18 protein-coding genes are annotated in these 18,529 nt (G+C 65.3%); 10 read left to right on the forward strand and 8 right to left on the reverse strand.

The genetic code is table 11. From position 1 onward, the window contains the following. Window positions 1–121 precede the first annotated feature (121 nt). Window positions 122–1,957 carry a di-heme-cytochrome C peroxidase gene (locus K359_RS0133310; RefSeq protein ID WP_029083190.1) on the reverse strand — a complete coding sequence of 612 codons (1,836 nt, stop codon included), beginning with the start codon at window positions 1,955–1,957 and terminating at the stop codon, window positions 122–124. 275 nt (window positions 1,958–2,232) lie between these two features. On the opposite strand from K359_RS0133310, the gene K359_RS0133315 reads away from it, so the two are divergent. After that, window positions 2,233–2,919, forward strand: coding sequence for an alpha/beta family hydrolase (locus tag K359_RS0133315; protein WP_029083191.1), 687 nt, complete (start codon window positions 2,233–2,235; stop codon window positions 2,917–2,919). Between the two features lie 10 nt (window positions 2,920–2,929). Continuing rightward, on the forward strand, window positions 2,930–3,661 hold the full coding sequence (locus K359_RS0133320) for an aspartate/glutamate racemase family protein (RefSeq protein WP_029083192.1): 732 nt from the start codon (window positions 2,930–2,932) through the stop codon (window positions 3,659–3,661). Here K359_RS0133320 and K359_RS0133325 read toward each other — a convergent pair. Beyond that, complete coding sequence (locus tag K359_RS0133325) at window positions 3,653–4,435, reverse strand: SDR family oxidoreductase (RefSeq protein ID WP_029083193.1); 783 nt, start codon at window positions 4,433–4,435, stop codon at window positions 3,653–3,655. The genes K359_RS0133320 and K359_RS0133325 overlap by 9 nt on opposite strands. Window positions 4,436–4,475: 40 nt before the next feature. Beyond that, a complete protein-coding gene (locus K359_RS0133330) occupies window positions 4,476–5,450 on the reverse strand; it encodes a ketopantoate reductase family protein (protein ID WP_029083194.1) in 975 nt (324 codons plus the stop codon). 178 nt (window positions 5,451–5,628) lie between these two features. On the opposite strand from K359_RS0133330, the gene K359_RS0133335 reads away from it, so the two are divergent. Beyond that, window positions 5,629–6,429, forward strand: a complete 801-nt coding sequence (locus K359_RS0133335) for an enoyl-CoA hydratase-related protein (protein ID WP_029083195.1) — start codon at window positions 5,629–5,631, stop codon at window positions 6,427–6,429. Between the two features lie 97 nt (window positions 6,430–6,526). Here K359_RS0133335 and K359_RS0133340 read toward each other — a convergent pair whose 3' ends face one another. Next, window positions 6,527–6,790, reverse strand: coding sequence for a hypothetical protein (locus K359_RS0133340; RefSeq protein ID WP_029083196.1), 264 nt, complete (start codon window positions 6,788–6,790; stop codon window positions 6,527–6,529). A gap of 62 nt (window positions 6,791–6,852) precedes the next feature. Further along, the gene (locus tag K359_RS0133345) at window positions 6,853–7,737 is read right to left on the reverse strand and encodes a LysR family transcriptional regulator (protein WP_029083197.1); all 885 of its coding nucleotides are present in this window, start codon (window positions 7,735–7,737) and stop codon (window positions 6,853–6,855) included. A 116-nt stretch (window positions 7,738–7,853) separates the two neighbouring features. Here K359_RS0133345 and K359_RS0133350 point away from each other — a divergent pair, with 116 nt between their 5' ends. The 4 genes from K359_RS0133350 to K359_RS0133365 all read left to right on the forward strand — a co-directional run bounded on the left by K359_RS0133350 (window position 7,854) and on the right by K359_RS0133365 (window position 11,987). After that, a complete protein-coding gene (locus K359_RS0133350; protein ID WP_029083198.1) occupies window positions 7,854–9,215 on the forward strand; it encodes an FAD-dependent oxidoreductase in 1,362 nt (453 codons plus the stop codon). Window positions 9,216–9,228: 13 nt separating this feature from the next. Next, window positions 9,229–10,233, forward strand: a complete 1,005-nt coding sequence (locus K359_RS0133355; protein WP_029083199.1) for an ABC transporter substrate-binding protein — start codon at window positions 9,229–9,231, stop codon at window positions 10,231–10,233. A 160-nt stretch (window positions 10,234–10,393) separates the two neighbouring features. After that, the gene (locus tag K359_RS0133360; RefSeq protein WP_029083200.1) at window positions 10,394–11,167 is read left to right on the forward strand and encodes an ABC transporter ATP-binding protein; all 774 of its coding nucleotides are present in this window, start codon (window positions 10,394–10,396) and stop codon (window positions 11,165–11,167) included. Further along, window positions 11,160–11,987 carry an ABC transporter permease gene (locus K359_RS0133365; protein ID WP_029083201.1) on the forward strand — a complete coding sequence of 276 codons (828 nt, stop codon included), beginning with the start codon at window positions 11,160–11,162 and terminating at the stop codon, window positions 11,985–11,987. Before K359_RS0133360 ends, K359_RS0133365 begins: the two co-directional genes overlap by 8 nt. Before the next feature lie 70 nt (window positions 11,988–12,057). On the opposite strand, the gene gtdA is transcribed toward K359_RS0133365, so the two are convergent. Further along, window positions 12,058–13,098 carry a gentisate 1,2-dioxygenase gene (gene gtdA / locus K359_RS0133370; protein ID WP_029083202.1) on the reverse strand — a complete coding sequence of 347 codons (1,041 nt, stop codon included), beginning with the start codon at window positions 13,096–13,098 and terminating at the stop codon, window positions 12,058–12,060. A gap of 99 nt (window positions 13,099–13,197) precedes the next feature. Between gtdA and maiA the strand changes: the two genes are divergently transcribed. The 3 genes from maiA to K359_RS0133385 are packed head-to-tail and all read left to right on the forward strand — an operon-like array spanning window position 13,198 to window position 15,516. Further along, complete coding sequence (gene maiA, locus K359_RS0133375) at window positions 13,198–13,830, forward strand: maleylacetoacetate isomerase (RefSeq protein ID WP_029083203.1); 633 nt, start codon at window positions 13,198–13,200, stop codon at window positions 13,828–13,830. After that, entirely contained in the window at window positions 13,820–14,332 is a 513-nt protein-coding gene (locus K359_RS0133380; RefSeq protein WP_029083204.1) for a MarR family winged helix-turn-helix transcriptional regulator, read from the forward strand. Before maiA ends, K359_RS0133380 begins: the two co-directional genes overlap by 11 nt. Continuing rightward, window positions 14,332–15,516, forward strand: coding sequence for a 3-hydroxybenzoate 6-monooxygenase (locus K359_RS0133385; RefSeq protein WP_029083205.1), 1,185 nt, complete (start codon window positions 14,332–14,334; stop codon window positions 15,514–15,516). Before K359_RS0133380 ends, K359_RS0133385 begins: the two co-directional genes overlap by 1 nt. Window positions 15,517–15,731: 215 nt before the next feature. On the opposite strand, the gene K359_RS0133390 is transcribed toward K359_RS0133385, so the two are convergent. Continuing rightward, window positions 15,732–17,342, reverse strand: coding sequence for a benzoate-CoA ligase family protein (locus K359_RS0133390; protein ID WP_029083206.1), 1,611 nt, complete (start codon window positions 17,340–17,342; stop codon window positions 15,732–15,734). Next, complete coding sequence (locus K359_RS0133395; RefSeq protein WP_029083207.1) at window positions 17,339–18,469, reverse strand: FAD-dependent monooxygenase; 1,131 nt, start codon at window positions 18,467–18,469, stop codon at window positions 17,339–17,341. Before K359_RS0133395 ends, K359_RS0133390 begins: the two co-directional genes overlap by 4 nt. Window positions 18,470–18,529: the final 60 nt, after the last annotated feature.

The raw sequence follows: 18,529 nt of genomic DNA on the forward strand, positions 1-18,529 counted from the left end.
ATCCTCGCCTTCAATGCTCCCTCGACGAAAGACGTGGATGGCCGGGCACAGGCGAGCGGAAGCGACGCCGTCCTTCAGACGGCTATGCCTGGCCATGACGGAGAGCAATGATTTGCGAGGCTTACAGCGTCTTGATGAACTCGATCAAAGCGCGGCGCTCGTTTTCCGTCAGCTCCGGCCCGATCACGCCGGTGCGCTTCTCGTTCGAGAATTCGTGTCCGGAGTTGCTGTTGCCGCGCTTGGTGGTGTCGAGCACGAAGCCGTTCTTGATCTTGTCCTTCCAGACATAGCCGAGATCCTTGGGATCATACTCGCGGCTGCCGAGATAGAAGGTCGCGGGACGCTCCTTCACCGGCGACAGCAGTGCGTGGATGGTCGGGACTGATCCGTTGTGCAGGTAGGGCGGCGTCGCCCAGATGCCGTTGAGCGGCCGGACCTTGTAGGCGAGCGGCGCCTGAATCTCGTTCGGCCGGTAGCCGTTGATGCGCTTGCGATCCTCCGGCGGAGTCTTGTTCTGGTCGTACCAATAGTCGACGGCCTTCTCGACGAGGTCGCCGAGCGCCGGCCCGAAACTGCCGTCCTTGATCTTCAGATTGGCCGGCGTCTCGACCGTACGGCTCGCAAGGCCTTCGGCTTGCGCGCTGTCGGTGCCGATAAGGCTGATCGGAATCATCTCGACGTCGAGCAGCGGCTGGCCGGCGTCGTTCTTGATCCAGCGCTTCTTGTCCTTGAACAGCGCAAAGGCTTCGCTCGCGGGCAGCGCCTTGCTGTTGATCGCCGGGCCATGGCAGCCCTGGCAGTGTGTCTTGTAAAGCCCGCCGCCGATCTTCGCGAGATCCATGTTGATCTGCGGCAGGATGTTCTCCGGCCATTTCGGCGACGCCAGGCCGCCAAAGCCCTTGTCCTCGCTGGGCGGCTCGCCGGCGATCATCCGCTCCATCTCGTGCAGCACGTCGATTCGCGCGCTCGACTTGAACAGGCCCCTGGATTCGTCGAGCAGATTGAGCTCGGCGCTGACGCCGAGCGCCTCTCCGGCGTTGCGCACCATCGGTTGCATGATCGAGCCGTCATATTGCACCCAGCTGAACCATGGCGCGTTCCAGATCCGTGGGAAATGCACCGGCGCCGAATGCGAGGCGTAATTGTCCGGATTGTTCAGGTCGATCGAGAACACCTGGTTGCCGATCCGGTTCAGCGCGTCGAGCCGGGCATAGCCTTCCTCGACGCTGTTGGCGGCGACCTTGGTCTCCAACGAGTTGATGTTGGCGTATTGCTTCAACACCAGATCGAGCTGGCCGCGCAGCGCCATGCGCTCGTCGACGCTCGCATCCTTGCCGAGGATCTCGTCGGCAAAGCGCGAGAAGCGGCCCGGCCAGAACCGGGTCAAGAGCAGCGAGACGCCGACGCTCTTTTGGAATTCGAACAGATTGGTGTTGGCCGGCCCGCCGTCGATCACGATCTCGGTACCGCGATAGGTGAAGCTTCCGGTGTGACAGGCCGCGCAGGTCAGCCCGACCCCGGTCATATCGGCCTTGCTGTGCGGGTTGCGCCAGGGCGCGCCGTTGGTATCCGCCATCGGAGTGCCCTGCGCGAAGCCGATCGGCAGCGCATCCGGCTTGCCCGGGATCACGGTGTCGGGAATAAAGCCGAAGCGGCCGAGATAATTGGTCTCGCTGAGCCGCGGCGCCGCTGTGAACAGCGGCCAGACCGTCGGCTGTTCCAGCGCCATGAACCATTCATGGGGAATGCCGAAGGTCCGGGTGCCCTGGTCGGCGTGATAGAACCAGCGCAGCCGCTCGGCGCTGACATTCTGATCCAGCCACACGCTCTTTGCCGGCGGCTGGTAGTCGACGACCTTGACGCGGAAGCTGCTCACCACCGTCTCGATATCGTCCTTGAAGTAGAGGACGCCGGCGACAATCAGCAGTCCGATGAAGAAGATCGTCTTGCGAGGCATGCCCCGTCCCCCGATTCGTGGTACCCGCGCGTGATATGGACGAGATGTTAAGAATCGCCGAAAACAAGTTCGCGTTCTGCGTGTGTCATGCTGCGCGCCATCCTACAGTGGCGGCTCTTGGTCTAACAACGGAAATGTTGCAAAGGCAATGTTGCAAAGGAAATGTTGATCGGCTGTGAGCCAGTTCACTTACGGCATCGCTGTTGCGGTGGCATTTGCGCGCATCAAGGCCTGCGGCTAGAACTAACGGCACAACAATTCTTCGAGATATCATCTTGAACGCGTCAGGCGCGCAACCCCTCACGATCACGATCTCGGACGACAGCACGGTGTCCGCGCTGCTGCTGCGCCCGGCGCAGCCGCGTGCGGCCTACGTGTTTGCGCATGGCGCCGGCGCCGGCGCCGGCATGACCCATGCCTCGATGGAAGCGATTGCGGTCGGCCTCGCCGAGCGCGGCATCGCGACGCTGCGCTATCAGTTTCCCTACATGGAGAAGGGCAGCAAGCGGCCCGATCCGCCCGCCGTCGCGCAAGCAACGGTGCGCGCCGCGGTGGCGGAGACTGCGCGGCGTTGCGGCGAACTGCCGCTGTTCGCCGGCGGCAAGTCGTTCGGCGGACGCATGACGTCGCAGGCGCAGGCGAAAGCGCCGCTCGCCGGCGTGCGCGGGCTGGTGTTCCTCGGCTTCCCCCTGCATCCCGCCGGCAAGCCGTCGAGCGAGCGGGCCAAACATCTCGCCGAGGTCAAGGTCCCGATGCTGTTCCTGCAGGGCACGCGCGATGCGCTGGCCGAACTCGACCTGCTCGAGCCTGTGGTGAAGGGGTTGGGCAGCCGTGCGACGCTGCATCTGGTGCAGGAGGCCGATCACTCCTTCCATGTCCTCAAGCGCTCCGGTCGCAACGACCGCGAGGTGATGGCCGAGCTGCTCGATGCGTTCGCGGCGTGGGTCGTGAAACATTCGTGAGCCGTAACCCATGACAAAGATCCTGATCGTCAACCCCAACACCACCGCGTCGATGACCGCGACCATCGCCACCGCTGCGCAGGCGGTTGCCGCATCCGGCACCGAGATCGTGGCGGTCACCTCGTCGATGGGGCCGGCCTCGATCGAGGGCTTCTACGACGAGGCGTTTGCCGTTCCCGGCCTGATCGAGGCGCTGTTGAAGACGCCCGATGCGGACGCCGGCATCATCGCCTGCTTCGACGACACCGGGCTCGATGCCGCGCGGTCGGCGACGCGCTATCCGGTAGTCGGGATCTGCGAAGCGGCGCTGGTCACCGCCGGACAGATCGCCAAGCGCATCGGCATCGTCACCACGCTGCCGCGCTCGATCGTGCCGCTTGAAGAGCTGGTGCGCCGCTACGGCTTTGCTGACCGCGCCGTGGTCACTGCCTGCGACGTCGCAGTGCTCGATCTCGAGAAGCCGGGCTCTGGCGCAAAGCCAAAGCTGCAGGCGGAGATCGCGCGGGCACTGGAGAAGGGGGCCGACGCCATCGTGCTCGGCTGTGCCGGCATGGCCGATCATGCGCATGAGCTGTCGGTACAGTTCGACGTTCCCGTGGTCGACGGCGTCGCCGCCGCAGTGAAGCAGGCGGAAGCGCTCGCCGGTCTCAAGCTCACGACGTCACGCCGCGGCGCTTACGCCTCGCCCGCGGCGAAGGCCTATTCCGGTCCGTTGGGGAAGTTCGCGCCGCCGTCAGCCTGACGCCGCACCGCCATAGATCCGGTCGCGCAGGCGGCGCATGCCGGCGAGCCAGCGCTCGCGGTTGGTGGCCTTGCGCTGCATGTATTCCTGCACCTGCGGATGCGAGAGGATCAGGAAGCGCTCCTCGGCCATCGCCTCGATCACCATCCGCGCCACCTCGCCCGGCTGCAGCACGCCGTCGACGCGCGCTGCGCTCGGGCCCGGCGTCGTCATGCCGGTCTGCACCGATTGCGGACAGAGCACGGAGACGCGGATGCCGCGATCGCCATACTGGATGGCGAGATGTTCGGCGAGCGCGACCGCGGCGCTCTTGGTCACGCCGTAAGGCATCGAGTTCAGCGAGGCCAGTAGCCCCGCGGCCGATGCGGTGTTGATGAGATAACCGGAGCCGCGCGCCAGCATGCCGGGCACCAGCACGCGCGCCGCGAACACATGGCTCATCACATGCACCCGCCAGCTCATGTCCCAGTCGGCATCGGACGCGGCTTCCTGTCCCTTGCGCGACAATCCGGCATTGGAGAAGAACACGTCGACCGGACCATATTTGTCCTCGGCCGCGGCGATCAGCGCCTTGATGTCTTCCTCGAGCCCGACATCGGCGGTGACCGCAAGCCCGTCGATATCGCCGGCGACATTGGCGAGCCGGTCGCGCGAGGTCTTGAGATCGGCGACTACGACGCCGCGGGCGCCGGCCTCCGCATAGGCCCGCGCCACCGCTTCGCCGATCCCGCTCGCGCCGCCGGTGACGACGCAGACCTTGTCCTTGACGTGCATGGTTCGATGTCCCTGCTTGTTATCGTGGTGGGGCGGATTGTCAGCCCTGATAGAGGTCCTTGTCACGCGCCTTCTGGATCGCGAGCGCGGCCATCAGGTCGAGCATCGGGGTCGAGAGATCAGCGACGCGGGCAAACGCCACCGGTGCGCGCACCAGCACGTCGATCTCCATGACGCGGCCGAGCTCGTAGTCCTGCAGGATCGAGGGCTTGTGGTCGGGCGCCGGCCCGCTGCGGGTGACGCGCTTGACCGCAGGGATATAGCGCGTCGCCACGGCATTGGCTTCGTCGAGCAGGCGCGGGATGATGTCCTGCAGTGTCGGATCGTCGCGGACGCCGCGCGCGGTCAGCCCGGTCAATAGGCAGAGCACCGACATCGACATGTTGGTGAGCAGTTTCGACCAGATCGTCTCGCGGATTTCCGTGACCTCGGGCGATTCGATCGAGGCTTCATTCAGTGCCGCACGCAGCGTGGCGATGCGCTCGCTCTGCCGGTCGTCACATTCGCCGATCAAGAGGCGATTGCGCTCCGGCGACAGGTTTGCCGCCACGCCGGGCGCGATCACCTCGTTGGACGAGAAGATCACGCCGCCGATGATCCGCTCCTTTGGGACGGCGCTGCGCAGCCGTCCGCCGGGATCGAGGAAGCCGAGATCGGGGATGGCGGGATGCTGCGGCGGCAGGCCGAGATCGTACCACCAGGGAATGCCGTTTTGCGCGAACACGATGGCGGTGTCGCGCTGAAGCAGCGGCAAAAGCCCGGTTGCGAGCGCGCCGATGCCGGTCGCCTTCAACGTGCTGATAACGACGTCCTGCGGCCCCAGCTCGGCAGGATCGGCCGACGCCTTCACCTTTGCGGTGACCCTGGTGCCGCCGACCTCGAGCGTCAATCCGTTGGTCCTGACCGCGTCGAGATGCCGCCCGCGCATCACGCAGGACACATCGTGGCCGGCGCGAGCCAGCCGGACTGCGAAATGGCTGCCGACGGCGCCCGCGCCGAAAATGCAAATACGCATGAGTGGAACAATTCCTTGCAACGTGCCGCGTCAGTTTCCACAAGCGCGGGGCATCGCGCAACCCGTCATGCGCGTGGCGCGGTCGCGCGCGCCGAAAGTGATGGATCAAGGCATCTCCGCTCGCCATAGTGCAAGGCTGGTACAAGGCAAGATCAATGCCGAACGAGGGAGAAAATTCATGTCGGCCAGCCCAGTCCTGTGGAGCCTCGATGCGCGCGGGGTCGCGACCGTCACGCTGAATCGCCCCGAGGTCAACAATGCCTATGACGGCGCGCTGATTGCCGGCGTGCTGGCCGCGATCGACGATCTCTCGACCAGGCCGGTGCGCGTCGTGGTGCTCAAGGGCAATGGCAAGCATTTCCAGGCCGGCGCCGACCTGAAATGGATCAACGGCGTGCGGCCGAAATCATCGGAGGAGAACGAGGTGGCGTCGCGCGCCACGTTCGAGGCGGTGCAGCGCCTCAACACGCTGCCGGTCCCGACGGTCGCACTGGTGCAGGGCGGCTGCTTCGGCGGCGGCACCGGCGTGATCTCGGCCTGCGATGTGGTGATCGCGGCGGATAGCGCGCTGTTCTCGATCACCGAGGTGCGCTGGGGCCTGACCGCGGCGATCATCATCCCGCAGCTCTGCGACGCCATCGGCGTGCGCCAGGTACGCCGCTACGCGCTGACTGGCGAACGCTTCGGCGCCGAGGACGCGCGCCGCATCGGCCTCGTGCACGAGGTGGTGCCATCAGCCGATCTCGAAAGCGCCGGCGCCAAGGTCGTGGAGCAGCTGCTCGGCAACGCACCGGATGCGATGGCCGAGACTAAGAAGCTCGCGATGGAAAGCTCGTTCGGCGGCATGGGCGTGGACGACGACGCCTACGAGCGTCTCGTCCATCTGCATTCGGCCAAGCGGCAGACCGCCGAGGCGGCCGAAGGGCTCGCGTCCTTCGCCGAGAAGCGCGCGGGGCGATGGGGCGGCGGTAAACTGTAGGGCGGGTTAGCCGGAGGCGTAACCCGCCGCTCTTATCCCGATGGATCGGCGGATTCCGCTTCGCTAATCCGCCCTACAATGTTCTTTGCGGCTTCGCTCAGCAGCCGTTGCAGATGCCGCGGATGCTCCGGTAGACCTCTTCGTCGTCACGGCGCATCTGTTGCAGCTGATCGAATGTCTTCGATTCGCTCGATTGCGTCGCAGGCGCTTCAGGCTTCCGCCGCGCCGCCAGCTCCTGCTCCTGGCGGTGATAGCAGGCCTCGCGTTCCGCCTTGGCCTCGATGAAGCGGCAGGTCTCGATCGCCGCCGCGGGCCCAGCGAGGATGATGAGGCCGAGCGAAACTGAGATCAGGAGCTTCAAGCGGGCGATCCTTTCGTGGTCTTGTCTCAGGTCGGCGTGCGAGGGGCAAGACCGCCATCGTATCACAGCGATTGCGACAGCGATTTCTTCAATGTCTTCAGCAGCGCCTGCACCGCGGCGGCATTGATGCGGCGTTCCGGAACGGCGGCCTTCACCCACAGTTCCGGGATCGGAAACTCAGTGAGCACCGGCTGCAAGGTGCCGTCGCGCAGCGCGTCCGCGACCAGATAATGCGAGAGCAGGGCGATGCCGTTGCCGGCGATCGCGCTTTGCGTCAGCACGCGGCCCTCGTTCGAAGAGAGAATCGGGCGCACCTGGATATAGATGCGGCCGCGCGGCCCCTCGAACGGCCATTCCGGGCCGGTCGGCAGGAAGCTGAGGCAGCGATGATCGACCAGGTCGCGCGGATGCTTCGGTGTGCCGTGCTTCTTCAGATACACAGGCGAGGCGCACAACAGCCGCGGCAGCCGGCACAACGGCTCGTCGACGACGCCGCCGAACGAATGCGGGAAGGCGCCGATCGCGATATCAAAACCCTCGGTCACCGGATCGACCGGACGGTCGATCATCACGATCTCGAGCTTCACGCTGCGGTTCTGTCTCTGGAAGATCGTGAAAGCGTCGGCGAGCCGCGCCACCGTCAGCGAGGTCGGCGCCTTGACGCGGAGGTGATCAGTGAGGTCGCGCTGCTTCTCGCCCATCCGCGACAAGAGATCGCCGACATCGGCAACCACGCCGCGGGCGCGATGGACATATTGCTGCCCGGCCTCGGTCAGCCGCAATTGGCGGGTCGAGCGGTGGAACAGCGCGGTACCGATCCGCTCCTCGAGCTGGGTGACGCGCTTGGCGACGACTGAGGTCGCGACGTTGAGCCTGCGCGCGGCGGCAGAGAAGCCGCCGGCGTCGGCGGTGGCAAGGAAGGCCTCGAGGTTGACCAGCGTATCCATCTGCTCTTCCCGCGCCTTTCTCGATTCGCGAAAGCTGATTACATAATTTGGTGGATTGTACTGCAATCCGCATCAATTCATAGTTGGCGCAATCAACTTTGTTCAGGGCGGAAATGATGCGAGCGAGCACGATCGAAGAACCTGCGCGGCAGGTCCCCCTCTATGGCGAATATGACGTGGTGGTGCTCGGCGGCGGACCGGCCGGCATCGCGGCCGCCGTCGGCGCGGCACGTGCCGGACGGCGGACGCTGCTGATCGAGCGTTACGGATTTCTCGGCGGCATGGGCACCGCGGCGGGTGTGACCAACTTCTGCGGACTCCACGCCAACATCTTCGGCGAGATGCACCGTGTGGTGCAGGGCATCGCCTCCGACTTGCTGGCGCGGATCGACCGTCTCGGCGGGTTGAACGCGCCGCATCTGATCCTCGGCAAGATCCTTGCGCAGGCGTATGACACCGCCGCCTACAAGATCGCGGCGGACGATCTGCTGGCGCATCACAAGGTCGACATCCTGTTCCACGCGCTCGGTGCCGGCGTTGTGATGGACGGCGCGCGGATTCGCGCGCTAATGGTGGAAACCAAGGCCGGCCGGCAGGCGGTGCTGGCCAGCATCTTCATCGACTGTTCCGGCGACGGCGATCTCGCGGTGTGGGCCGGCGCGCCCTTTGAAGTCGGCGACAACCAAGGCGGCATGCTCTACCCCTCGATGATGTTCCGCCTCAACGGCATCGATCCGGCGAAGGCGGGCGATGCGTGGCGCACCATCCCCGCGCTGATGGCGGAGGCCGAGGCCGCCGGTACGTATAAATTCCCGCGCAAGTCGGCGATCGTGCGGCCGCAGAAATCGCAGATCGAATGGCGGGTGAATTTCACGCAGGTGACGCGAAGTGATGGCGGCGCCATCTCGGGCATCGATCCCGATGACATGACCCGTGGCGAGATCGAGGGCCGCCGCCAGGCGGTCGAGGCTTTCGTGTTTCTGCGCACGGTGCCCGGCTTCGAGAATTCCTACATCGTCGATCTGCCGCCGCAGCTAGGCATCCGCGAGACGCGGCGCGTGATCGGCGGCTACATGCTGTCAGGCGAGGATGTGCTGGGCTGCGCCTCGTTCGAGGATTCGATCGGCGTCAACGGTTGGCCGAAGGAGTCACACGTGCCGGGCGACGTGATCTTCGAGTTTCCGCCGATCCCGGAGAGCCGCGGCTACAACGAGTTGCCGTACCGCATGCTGGTGCCTGATGGTGTCGACAATCTCCTGGTTGCCGGCCGTTGCGCCTCGATGACCCATGAAGGGCAGTCGGCCGCGCGCGTCTCCGGTGCCTGTTTTGTGATGGGCGAGGCGGCGGGAACCGCGGCTGCGCTGGCGCTGTCGGGTAACACGATTCCGCGCGACATTTCCGTCGAAAAGTTGCAACAACAGCTTGGCAAGCAGGGCGCGTTCATCGGCCGCGATCAGGCCGTGCCCGAAGGACTTTAGGCGGAGGACGGCAATGAAGGGTTGGACGCGGCTCGCACTCGCGGGTCTGCTGGTCTGGGCCGCGAGCGGCATCGCGCGGGCCGATGATTTCCTCAAGGCGAAGATCGGCGTCTTGCGCCTGTCGTCCTCGGCGCCGGTGTTCATCGCGCAGGACAAGGGCTATTTCCGCGACGCCGGCCTCGACGTCGAGTTGAAATTCTTCGATGCGGCACAGCCGATCGCGGTCGCGACCACCTCGGGCGATATCGATTTCGGCATCACCGCCTTCACCGCGGGCCTCTATAACCTCGCCGGCAAGGGCACGCTGAAGGTGATCGGCGGCATGAGCCGCGAGAAGGCCGGCTATCCCCTGATCGGCTATTTCGCCAGCAACAATGCCTACGCGGCGCGCCTCAAGACCCCGAAGGATCTGGCCGGCAAGCGCGTGGCGGTGACCCAGGTCGGCTCCAGCTTCCATTATTCGCTCGGCCTGCTCGCCGACAAATACGGCTTCAAACTGTCCGACGTGAAAGTCGTGCCGTTGCAGTCGCTGTCGAACGCGGCGGCGGCGCTGAAGGGCGAGACGGTCGATGCGGCGCTGCTGCCGGTCTCGACCGCGCGGACGCTGATGGATTCCAACGGCGCGAAGTTTCTGGGCTGGGTCGGCGACGAGACGCCGTGGCAGCTTGGCGCCATCTTCGCTTCGCCGAAGACGCTGACCAACGCACAGCTGGTGACCCGGCTGCTCACCGCGCTCACCCGTGCCGACCACGAATATCACGACGTGATCCTCACGGCGATCAAGGATGGCGTGGTGCCGATCAACGACAAGACTAGGCCGTTGCTCGAGATCATCGCCAAATACACCAATCTGCCGGTCGAGCAGGTGGTCGGCAACTGCGCCTATATCGATCCCGACGGCAAGCTCGACGTGAAGAACGTCGACAACCAGATCAAATGGCTGCAGGCGCAGGGCTTCGTCGACAAGGGCTTTGACGCCAATGCGATCATCGCCAAGGACTATGTGAAGGCGGATTGATGCAGAGCCGCGCACGCAACTCCATCCCCGTCACCCTGAGGAGCGCGCACTTGCGCGCGTCTCGAAGGGTCGACGGCCCGGATGCAGCTCGGCCGTGCATCCTTCGAGACGCGCTTCGCGCTCCTCAGGATGACGGTTCAAGCTGGGAAAGCGGGGTGACATGGACCTGATCGCCGACCATATCAGCCATCGCTTCGGCGCGCTCGACGTGCTCGATGATGTCTCCTTCCAGGTCTCGGCGGGCGAGATCGTCGCGATCGTGGGTCCCTCCGGCTGCGGCAAGAGCACGCTGCTGTCGATCCTCGGCGGCCTGCTGCGGCCATCCGCGGGCGCCGCCGAACTGCGCGGCGCGCCGCCGGCCGGCAGCCTCAATCCGCTGACCTTCGTGTTCCAGGATTTTGCCCTGCTGCCGTGGAATACGGTCGAGGAGAATGTCGCGTTTCCGCTGTTGCACACGGCCCTGAGCGCCGGCGAGCGCCGTGCGGTGATCGACGACGCGCTGCGCCGCACCGGTCTCTCCGATTTCCGTGCGACCTACCCAAAACAGCTGTCCGGCGGCATGCGTCAGCGCGTCGGCATTGCGCGTGCGCTCGCTGTCCGACCAGCGATACTGCTGATGGACGAGCCGCTATCGGCGCTGGATTCGCAGACTCGCGAGCTCCTGATGGAGGATTTCGTAGGCTTGCTTGCCGACGGCACGATGGGCGCGGTCTATGTAACGCATAACCTTGAGGAAGCGGTGCGGCTCGCCGACCGCGTCGTCGTGCTGTCACGCCGCCCCGGCCGCATCAGGGAGATCGTGACCATTCCGATGACGCGTGCCGAACGCGGTGCGGCGGACGCGCGCGGGCCGCTGGCCGCGCTTCAAGGGGAGCTGTGGTCGCTGATCCGGAAAGAGGCGATCGATGCCGAGCGCGAGGTTCAGCATGCTTGACCGCGCGCCGCAGGAGACGAACGATCCGTCGGCGGAAGCAACGCGGCCGGTCGCGTTTCGCGGCGCCGGCTTTACCCCGGGCGGCAGCCGCTATGCCGGCTGGATCGCGCTCGCGCTTGTGATCGCGGTATGGCAGCTCGCGGGTAGCGCAGGATTGGTCAATCCGCTGTTCCTGCCGGCGCCGTCGGCGATCGCCGTGGCGATCACCAAGCTCGCGATGTCGGGCGCGCTGTGGCAGCACCTCTCGTGGTCGATCATGCGGATCGGCACCGGCTGGATCCTCGGCACCGTTGCCGGCGTCATCGTTGGTTTCGCGATCGGGCTGTCGACCCTGGCGCGCGGTGTCGGCATCACCTTCATCTCGGCGCTATTCCCGATTCCGAAGATCGCGCTGCTGCCGCTCCTGATCCTGTGGCTCGGAATCGGCGAGGAGCCGAAGATCGCGACCATTGCGCTCGGTGTGTTCTTCTCGACCGCGATCTCGGTCTATAGCGGCGTCGATGCGGTGCCGCGCAATCTGATCCGGATGGCGCAAAGCTTCAACGTGCCGTTCCATGCCATCGTGCGCCGCGTGATCTGGCCGGGCGCGCTGCCCTCGATCCTCGCCGGCTTCCGCATCACCGCATCGGTTGCGCTCCTGCTCGTCGTCAGCGCCGAGATGATCGGCGCGCAATACGGCATCGGCGCCTTCGTGCTGCAGGCCGGCAATCTGATGCAGACCGATCAGCTGCTCGCCGGCGTCGTGATCCTGTCGCTGTTCGGGCTTGCGGTGGGGAAGCTGATCAACTGGCTGGAGACACGGCTGCTGCACTGGCGGTGAAGTGCACATCGCGAGCCCCAACCTCCGCCGTCGTCCCGGGCCGCGCTTCGCTTGCCCGGGACGACGGGTGTTACGCGTTCCCGCGATCCTCGCGGAACAGGTCGAGCTTCTGCTGCACCGGGCGGTCGGAGAACGAGAACAGCACGGAGTCGGCATCGGCCTCGTGGGTGGCCCAGTGCCAGCTCGGCACCACGAACAGGTCGCGCGGGCCCCACTCGAAAGTCTGGTCGCCGACCCGTGTGCGGCCCTTGCCCTCGATCGCGGCGAACACGGTGGCGTCGGTCGCCCGATAGCGCGCGGTCTTGAAGCCCTTCGGCAGCAGCTGGATGAAGGTGCCGATGGTCGGCATCGCGAAATCGCCGGTCTCGGGGTTGGAGAATTTCAACTTCAGGCCGTGGCAGGCGTCCCATTCGTCGCTGACCTTGGCCTTCTCCAGCGCCTCGCGGGTGTATTCATAGGGGTAGTTGAAGATCGGCGAGGTCTTCGAGGTCCGCTTCTGGTCAACAGGCAGCAGATTGTGGCCGTAGCGCGCGAAGCTCGCGCCGGCCGGCTTGGAGATCGACTGCTGGTCTTCCTTGGCGCCTTCCGCAAACGAGCAGTCGAAGAATTGCACCATCGGAATGTCGAGCCCGTCGAGCCAGAACATCGGCTCACTGGTTTCGTTGGAATGGTCGTGCCAGGTCATCGAGGGCGTGATGACGAAATCGCCCGGCGCCATCGCGGTGCGCTCGCCATCGACGGCGGTGAAGGCGCCCTTGCCCTCGAGCACGAAGCGCAGCGCTGACTGCGCGTGACGATGGGCAGGAGCGATGTCGCCCGGCACCACCATCTGCACGCCGGCGAACAGCGAGGTCGTGATCTTGGACTGGCCGCGCAGGCCGGGATTTTCCAGCACCAGCACGCGACGCTCGGCTTCCTTGGCCGTGATCAGCCTGCCGGCCTCGTTCATGTAATCGCGGATCTGATCGAATTTCCAGAGGTGAGGGCGGCAGGCGCTCTTCGGCTCCGGCGTGATCAGATCGTTCATCACGTTCCAGAGTGCCGAGAGGTTTTCGCCGTCGATCTTCTTGTAGAACGCCTCGCGCTCCGGGGTCTTCTGCACGGCTTCCATGGCAAGCCTCCCATCATTCTTGTCGGTTCAATTTAATTGACAGTATACTGACAATATGGCTAGCGTCAATCAACCACGCAAAATGCAAGGGAGGTTCCGATGAAGCTGCATGGCTATTTCCGGAGCAGCGCGTCCTATCGGGTGCGGATCGCCCTCAATCTGAAGGGGCTCACGCCGGAGCATCTGCCGCATCATCTGCGCAAGGGCGAGCAATGCGCGCCGGCCTACCTCGCGATCAATCCGCAGGGGCTGGTGCCGACCTTGGAGAGCGACGCCGGTGCGATCCTGACGCAGTCGCTCGCGATCATCGAATGGCTCGACGAGACCCATCCCAATCCACCTTTGCTGCCAAAGGATCCGATGCGGCGCGCCAAGGTGCGGGCGTTCGCGCAGGCGATCGCCTGCGACACCCACCCGGTGCAGAATTTGAAGGTCTTGGCGCGGCTGCGTCAGCTCGGCCTGCCGGAGGCGCAGGTCACGGAGTGGGCGGCCTGGGCCAATCGCGAGGGCCTGGCGGCCTGCGAGACCCTGATCGCGGAGGAGGCGGGGCCGTTCTGCTTCGGCGACCAGCCGACCCTGGCCGATCTCTGTCTGGTGCCGCAGCTCGCCAATGCGCGGCGCTTCGGCGTCGATCTCTCGGCCTATCCGCGCCTGCTCAAGGCCGAGGCCGCGGCAAAACAGGTCAAGGCGTTTGCCGACGCCGCCCCGGACAAGCAACCCGATGCCGAATAGCAAGCCAACGCCCGTCACCATGGACGCGGTCTACACCGCGCCCGGCTATCTGTTCCGGCGCATGCAGCAGATCGCGGTCGCGTTGTTCATCGAGGAGTGCAAGGCATTCGACCTGACGCCGGTGCAGTACGCGGCGCTGGTGACGATCTCGACCCATCCCGGCATCGACGCCACCCGGCTCTCCGCGGTGATCGCGTTCGACCGCTCCACGCTCGGCAATGTGATCGAGCGGCTGCAGGCCAAGGAGTTCATCGCGCGCAAGCCGTCGCCCGAGGACAAGCGCGTCAAGTTGCTCTATCTCACCAGGGCTGGTGCTGCCGTGCTCAGCGACATCATGCCCTCGGTCGACAAGGCGCAGGCGCGGATGCTGCAGCCGCTGAAGCCGGCCGATCGCAAGACGCTGCTGGCGCTGCTGACCCAGCTCGTTGACCTCAACAACGAGTCCTCGCGGGTGCCGTTGCGCGCCGAGGACGCGCTCGAACATCTGGGGAGGTCGGGCTGATGGCAGACAGCAAGCCGGTCCTGATCGCGGGCGGCGGCATCGGAGGCCTTGCTGTTGCGCTGGGCCTCGCGCAAAAGGGCATCCGCTCGATCCTGCTGGAGAAGGCCTCAGCACTTGGCGAGATCGGCGCCGGCATCCAGCTCGGGCCGAACGCGTTCCACGCCTTCGACTATCTCGGCGTCGGCGAAGCCGCGCGCAACATGGCCGTCTATATCGACCAGCTGCGGCTGATGGATGCGCTGACCGCCGACGAGATCACCCATATCGATCTCGGCGACAGTTTTCGGGCGCGGTTCGGCAATCCCTATGCGGTGGTGCATCGCGGTGATCTGCACGGCGTGTTCCTGCGCGCCTGCCAGAACCACGAATTGATCGAGCTGCGCGTTTCCAGCGAAGTTGTCGGCTACGAGCAGGATGGTTCATCGGTCACTGCAAAGCTCGTCAGCGGCGAGCGCATCGCCGGCCGTCTCCTCATCGGTGCCGACGGGTTGTGGTCGAACATCCGCAAGCAGGTCACATCAGATGGACCGCCGCGCGTCTCCGGCCACACCACCTATCGTTCCGTGATCCCGACCGAGCAGATGCCGGAGGATCTGCGCTGGAACGCGGCCACGCTGTGGGCCGGCCCGAAATGCCACATCGTGCATTACCCGCTGTCGGGCTGGAAGGTGTTCAACCTCGTCGTCACCTATCACAATGATGCGCCGGAGCCGGTCGCCGGCAAGCCGGTCTCCGAGGACGAGGTGATGAGGGGCTTTACCCACGTCCATGAGCGGGCGCAGAACATCATCCGCCACGGCACCAACTGGAAGCTCTGGGTGCTGTGCGACCGCGATCCCGATGAGCGCTGGATCGACGGCCGCGTTGTGCTGCTCGGCGACGCCGCGCATCCGATGCTGCAATATTTCGCGCAGGGCGCCTGCCAGGCGATGGAGGATGCAGTCTGCCTGTCGCACATCATGGCCCATCACGACGACCAGGCGGCGGCGCTCGATACCTACCGCGCGCAACGCTTCCCGCGCACCGCGCGGGTGCAACTGATGTCACGCGCGATCGGCGAGCACGTCTATCACCCCGCCGGCGAGCACGCCCGCATCCGCAACGCGATCATGAGCGCGAAGTCGCAAGCGGAGTGGTGCGACGATATTGCGTGGCTGTATGGCGGGACGGGGCTGGGCGGTTAGCCCCCCCGTCGGTTGACGCAGGAGACGCGGTCCCGCATTTTCAGTCGTCGTCCCGGACAAGCGGAGCGCGATCCGGGACCTATAACCCAAAATGGTCGTTGTCGCAGCAAGCTGGGGCCCCAGCCTTCGCACAACAAACGTTGGTGGTTATGGGTCCCGGCTTTCGCCGGGACGACACTGAATGTGTGGCGGCAGTGTTGCGCAGTCTGGCGCCCTCACATCCGCATCACCGCCTGCCGGTCGATCTTCCCCGTGCCGGTCTTCGGCAGTTCGTCGATGAATTTCACGTCGCGCGGATATTTGTATGGCAGCAGCTTCGCCTTGACGTAGTCCTGCAGCCGCCGCGTTGCCTCATCGGTATCGAAGCCGCCCTTGTTCATCACCACCACGGCGCGCAGCGTCATGCGGCGATCGGGCAGTTCGGCGGCGTAGACGGCGCATTCGCGGACGTCGGGATGATCGGCGAGGCAGAGCTCGACTTCGAGCGGATAGACCCACTGGCCGGAGATCTTGATCAGATCGTCGGCGCGGCCGCGGAAGAAGTGGAAGCCGTCGCTGTCGCGGACAAAGCGGTCGCCGGTGTAGATCCAGCCGTCCTCGCGCACGGTCTCGGCGGTCTTGTCCGGCCGGTTCCAGTACAGCGGCGTCGCGGAATCGCCGCGCACCCACAAGATGCCTTCCTCATTGTCGCCGACCTCGCGGCCGTCGCTGTCGCGCAGCATGATCTCGTAGCCGAGCACGCGCAGGCCCGCGGCGCCGAGCTTTTTCCGTTCCGCGCGGTTGCAGAGATAGATGTGCAGCACCTCGGTCGAGCCGAGGCCTTCGATGATCTCGAGCCCGGTGAGCTCTTTCCAGCCGTTGAAGACATCGGCCGACAGCACCTCAGCGGCCGAGACCGCCATCCGCAGCGAGGAGAAATCGGTCTGCCCGGCGCCTTCGGCCTTGGTCAGCGAGATGTAGAGCGTCGGCAGGCCGAAGAACACGGTCGGCCGATACTGCGCGATCGCCGCGAAGATCGCGGCAGGCTTCGGCTGGCCCGGCAGCAGTAGCGTCGCGGCGCCGACCGTGAAAGGAAACGTGATCGAATTGCCGAAGCCATAGGCGAAGAAGATTTTCGGCACCGAGAAGCAGATATCGCCAGGTCCGAGCTTCAGCACGTTGCGGCCAAAGGCGAGCTCGCTATAGGCCATGTCGTGCTGCAGATGCACGATGCCCTTGGGGCGGCCGGTCGAGCCCGACGAATACATCCAGAACGCCATCTCGTTGCGGTGCGTGTTGGCCGCGTCGAGCTCGGTTGGAAATGTTTGCAGCCAGTCGGCGGTGTTGCGCAGCTCAGGCACGGCGTGCTCGCCGGCGGCGCCGTTGACCACGATCAGCGTGCGCAGTGGTGTGTCCCTGCAGGCCTCCGCGTTGAAGCGCGTGCAGAATTCGGCATCCGTCACCGCCACCTGCGCGCCGCCGTCGGACAGATAGAACTGCAGCAGCTCTGATGTCGTCAGCGTGTTGATCAGCAGCGGCACGAAGCCGGCGCGCACCGCGCCGAAGAATGCGGCCGGATAGGCCGGCGTGTCGTCGAGGAACAGCAGCACGCGGTCGCCGCGCTGCAGCCCGAGCGACTTGAAGGCGTGGCCCCAGCGCGCCGCATCGGTGCAGAGCTCGCGATAGGTCCGCGTCCCGGCGGGACCGATCAGCGCCGGCCGGTCGGCATGTCCGTTGCCGAGATTATCGAACAGGATGCGGCTCGCATTGTAGCGCTCGGGTATCGCAAAGCCGATCTCGCGCGCACCGGGATTGTCCAGTGGAACCTGGTCGGCGATCCCTGTCATGAGTGTCCCTTTGCGGCTTCGTAGCGGGCCATGAAGGCGGGCGACATCGCGCGCAGCCGCGCGTCGTCGATCCGGCCGGAGCGGGTGATGTAGCTGTAGGCGAAGTCCATCAAATCGCGCTTCATGTGCGCGGGGAAATGCTCGTACCAGTCGGCGCTGGTCCGCGCCGCGGTGACGAGCTTCTTCACGATCGGCTTGCGCTCGCCTTCGTAGCGCCCAAGCGCGGCGGCGATGCCGGCCTCGGTCTCCAGCGCCTTGGTCAGCGCGATCGCGTCCTCGATCGCAAGCCGCGTGCCCGAGCCGATCGAGAAATGTGCCGAATGCAGTGCGTCGCCGATCAGCACCATGTTGCCATGCGACCAGCGCTCGTTCCAGATCCACGGAAAATTGCGCCAAACCGATTTGTTCGAGATCAGCCGGTGGCCGTCCAGCGTTTCGGCAAACACTTGCTCGCAGATCGCCTGCGATTCTTCGATGCTCTTGTCGGCAAAGCCGTAGGCCGCCCAGGTCGCCGCGTCGCACTCGACCAGGAAGGTGCTCATGTCCCTGGCGTAGCGGTAGTGATGGGCGTTGAAGTTGCCGCGCTGGGTTGCCACAAAGGTCTGCGACAGTGTCGCGAAGGGTTTCGTGGTGCCGTACCAGGCGAATTTGTTGGTCGAATGCGAGACCGACGCGCCGAACGCGGTCTCGAAGCCGCGGCGGACCATCGAGTTCAGCCCGTCGGCGGCAACGATTAGGTCGTAACCCCTGAGCTCGTCGACCGACTGCACCACGGTGTCGAAGCGCGGCGTGATGCCGACGCTGCGCACGCGCTGCTGCAGGATCGTCAGCAGTTCCAGCCGGCCGATCGAGGAAAACCCGACGCCGTCGATCTCGACGCTCTCGCCGCGCAGGTTGAGGGTGATGTTCTTCCAGCTCTCCATCCGCGGCGCGATGGCGTCGACCGTCTCGGGGTCGTCGGCGCGCAGGAAGTCCAGCGCCTGCTCGGAGAACACCACGCCGAAGCCCCAGGTGGCGCCGGCGGCGTTCTGCTCGAACAGATCGATCTCGGCGTCAGGGTGACGCTTCTTCCAGAGATAGGCGAAATAGAGCCCGCCGGGCCCTCCGCCGATCACGGCGATCCGCAACGTCTGCCTCCCAGATTGACAGTGTACTTACTATTTGGCTCCACACTAATCTCCCTCCGG

It is taken from the genome of Bradyrhizobium sp. th-b2, assembly GCF_000426785.1.
GTDB lineage: Bacteria > Pseudomonadota > Alphaproteobacteria > Rhizobiales > Xanthobacteraceae > Bradyrhizobium > Bradyrhizobium septentrionale.

Excerpts from the sequence above, each read along its gene's own strand:
- K359_RS0133360 (WP_029083200.1), top strand. The coding sequence starts at position 10,394 with ATGGACCTGATCGCCGACCATATCAGCCATCGCTTCGGCGCGCTCGAC.
- K359_RS0133345 (WP_029083197.1), bottom strand. The coding sequence starts at position 7,737 with ATGGATACGCTGGTCAACCTCGAGGCCTTCCTTGCCACCGCCGACGCC.
- K359_RS0133365 (WP_029083201.1), top strand. The coding sequence starts at position 11,160 with ATGCTTGACCGCGCGCCGCAGGAGACGAACGATCCGTCGGCGGAAGCA.
- K359_RS0133325 (WP_029083193.1), bottom strand. The coding sequence starts at position 4,435 with ATGCACGTCAAGGACAAGGTCTGCGTCGTCACCGGCGGCGCGAGCGGG.
- K359_RS0133350 (WP_029083198.1), top strand. The coding sequence starts at position 7,854 with ATGCGAGCGAGCACGATCGAAGAACCTGCGCGGCAGGTCCCCCTCTAT.
- K359_RS0133330 (WP_029083194.1), bottom strand. The coding sequence starts at position 5,450 with ATGCGTATTTGCATTTTCGGCGCGGGCGCCGTCGGCAGCCATTTCGCA.
- K359_RS0133335 (WP_029083195.1), top strand. The coding sequence starts at position 5,629 with ATGTCGGCCAGCCCAGTCCTGTGGAGCCTCGATGCGCGCGGGGTCGCG.
- K359_RS0133355 (WP_029083199.1), top strand. The coding sequence starts at position 9,229 with ATGAAGGGTTGGACGCGGCTCGCACTCGCGGGTCTGCTGGTCTGGGCC.
- K359_RS0133380 (WP_029083204.1), top strand. The coding sequence starts at position 13,820 with ATGCCGAATAGCAAGCCAACGCCCGTCACCATGGACGCGGTCTACACC.
- K359_RS0133385 (WP_029083205.1), top strand. The coding sequence starts at position 14,332 with ATGGCAGACAGCAAGCCGGTCCTGATCGCGGGCGGCGGCATCGGAGGC.
- K359_RS0133320 (WP_029083192.1), top strand. The coding sequence starts at position 2,930 with ATGACAAAGATCCTGATCGTCAACCCCAACACCACCGCGTCGATGACC.
- K359_RS0133390 (WP_029083206.1), bottom strand. The coding sequence starts at position 17,342 with ATGACAGGGATCGCCGACCAGGTTCCACTGGACAATCCCGGTGCGCGC.
- gtdA (WP_029083202.1), bottom strand. The coding sequence starts at position 13,098 with ATGGAAGCCGTGCAGAAGACCCCGGAGCGCGAGGCGTTCTACAAGAAG.
- maiA (WP_029083203.1), top strand. The coding sequence starts at position 13,198 with ATGAAGCTGCATGGCTATTTCCGGAGCAGCGCGTCCTATCGGGTGCGG.
- K359_RS0133310 (WP_029083190.1), bottom strand. The coding sequence starts at position 1,957 with ATGCCTCGCAAGACGATCTTCTTCATCGGACTGCTGATTGTCGCCGGC.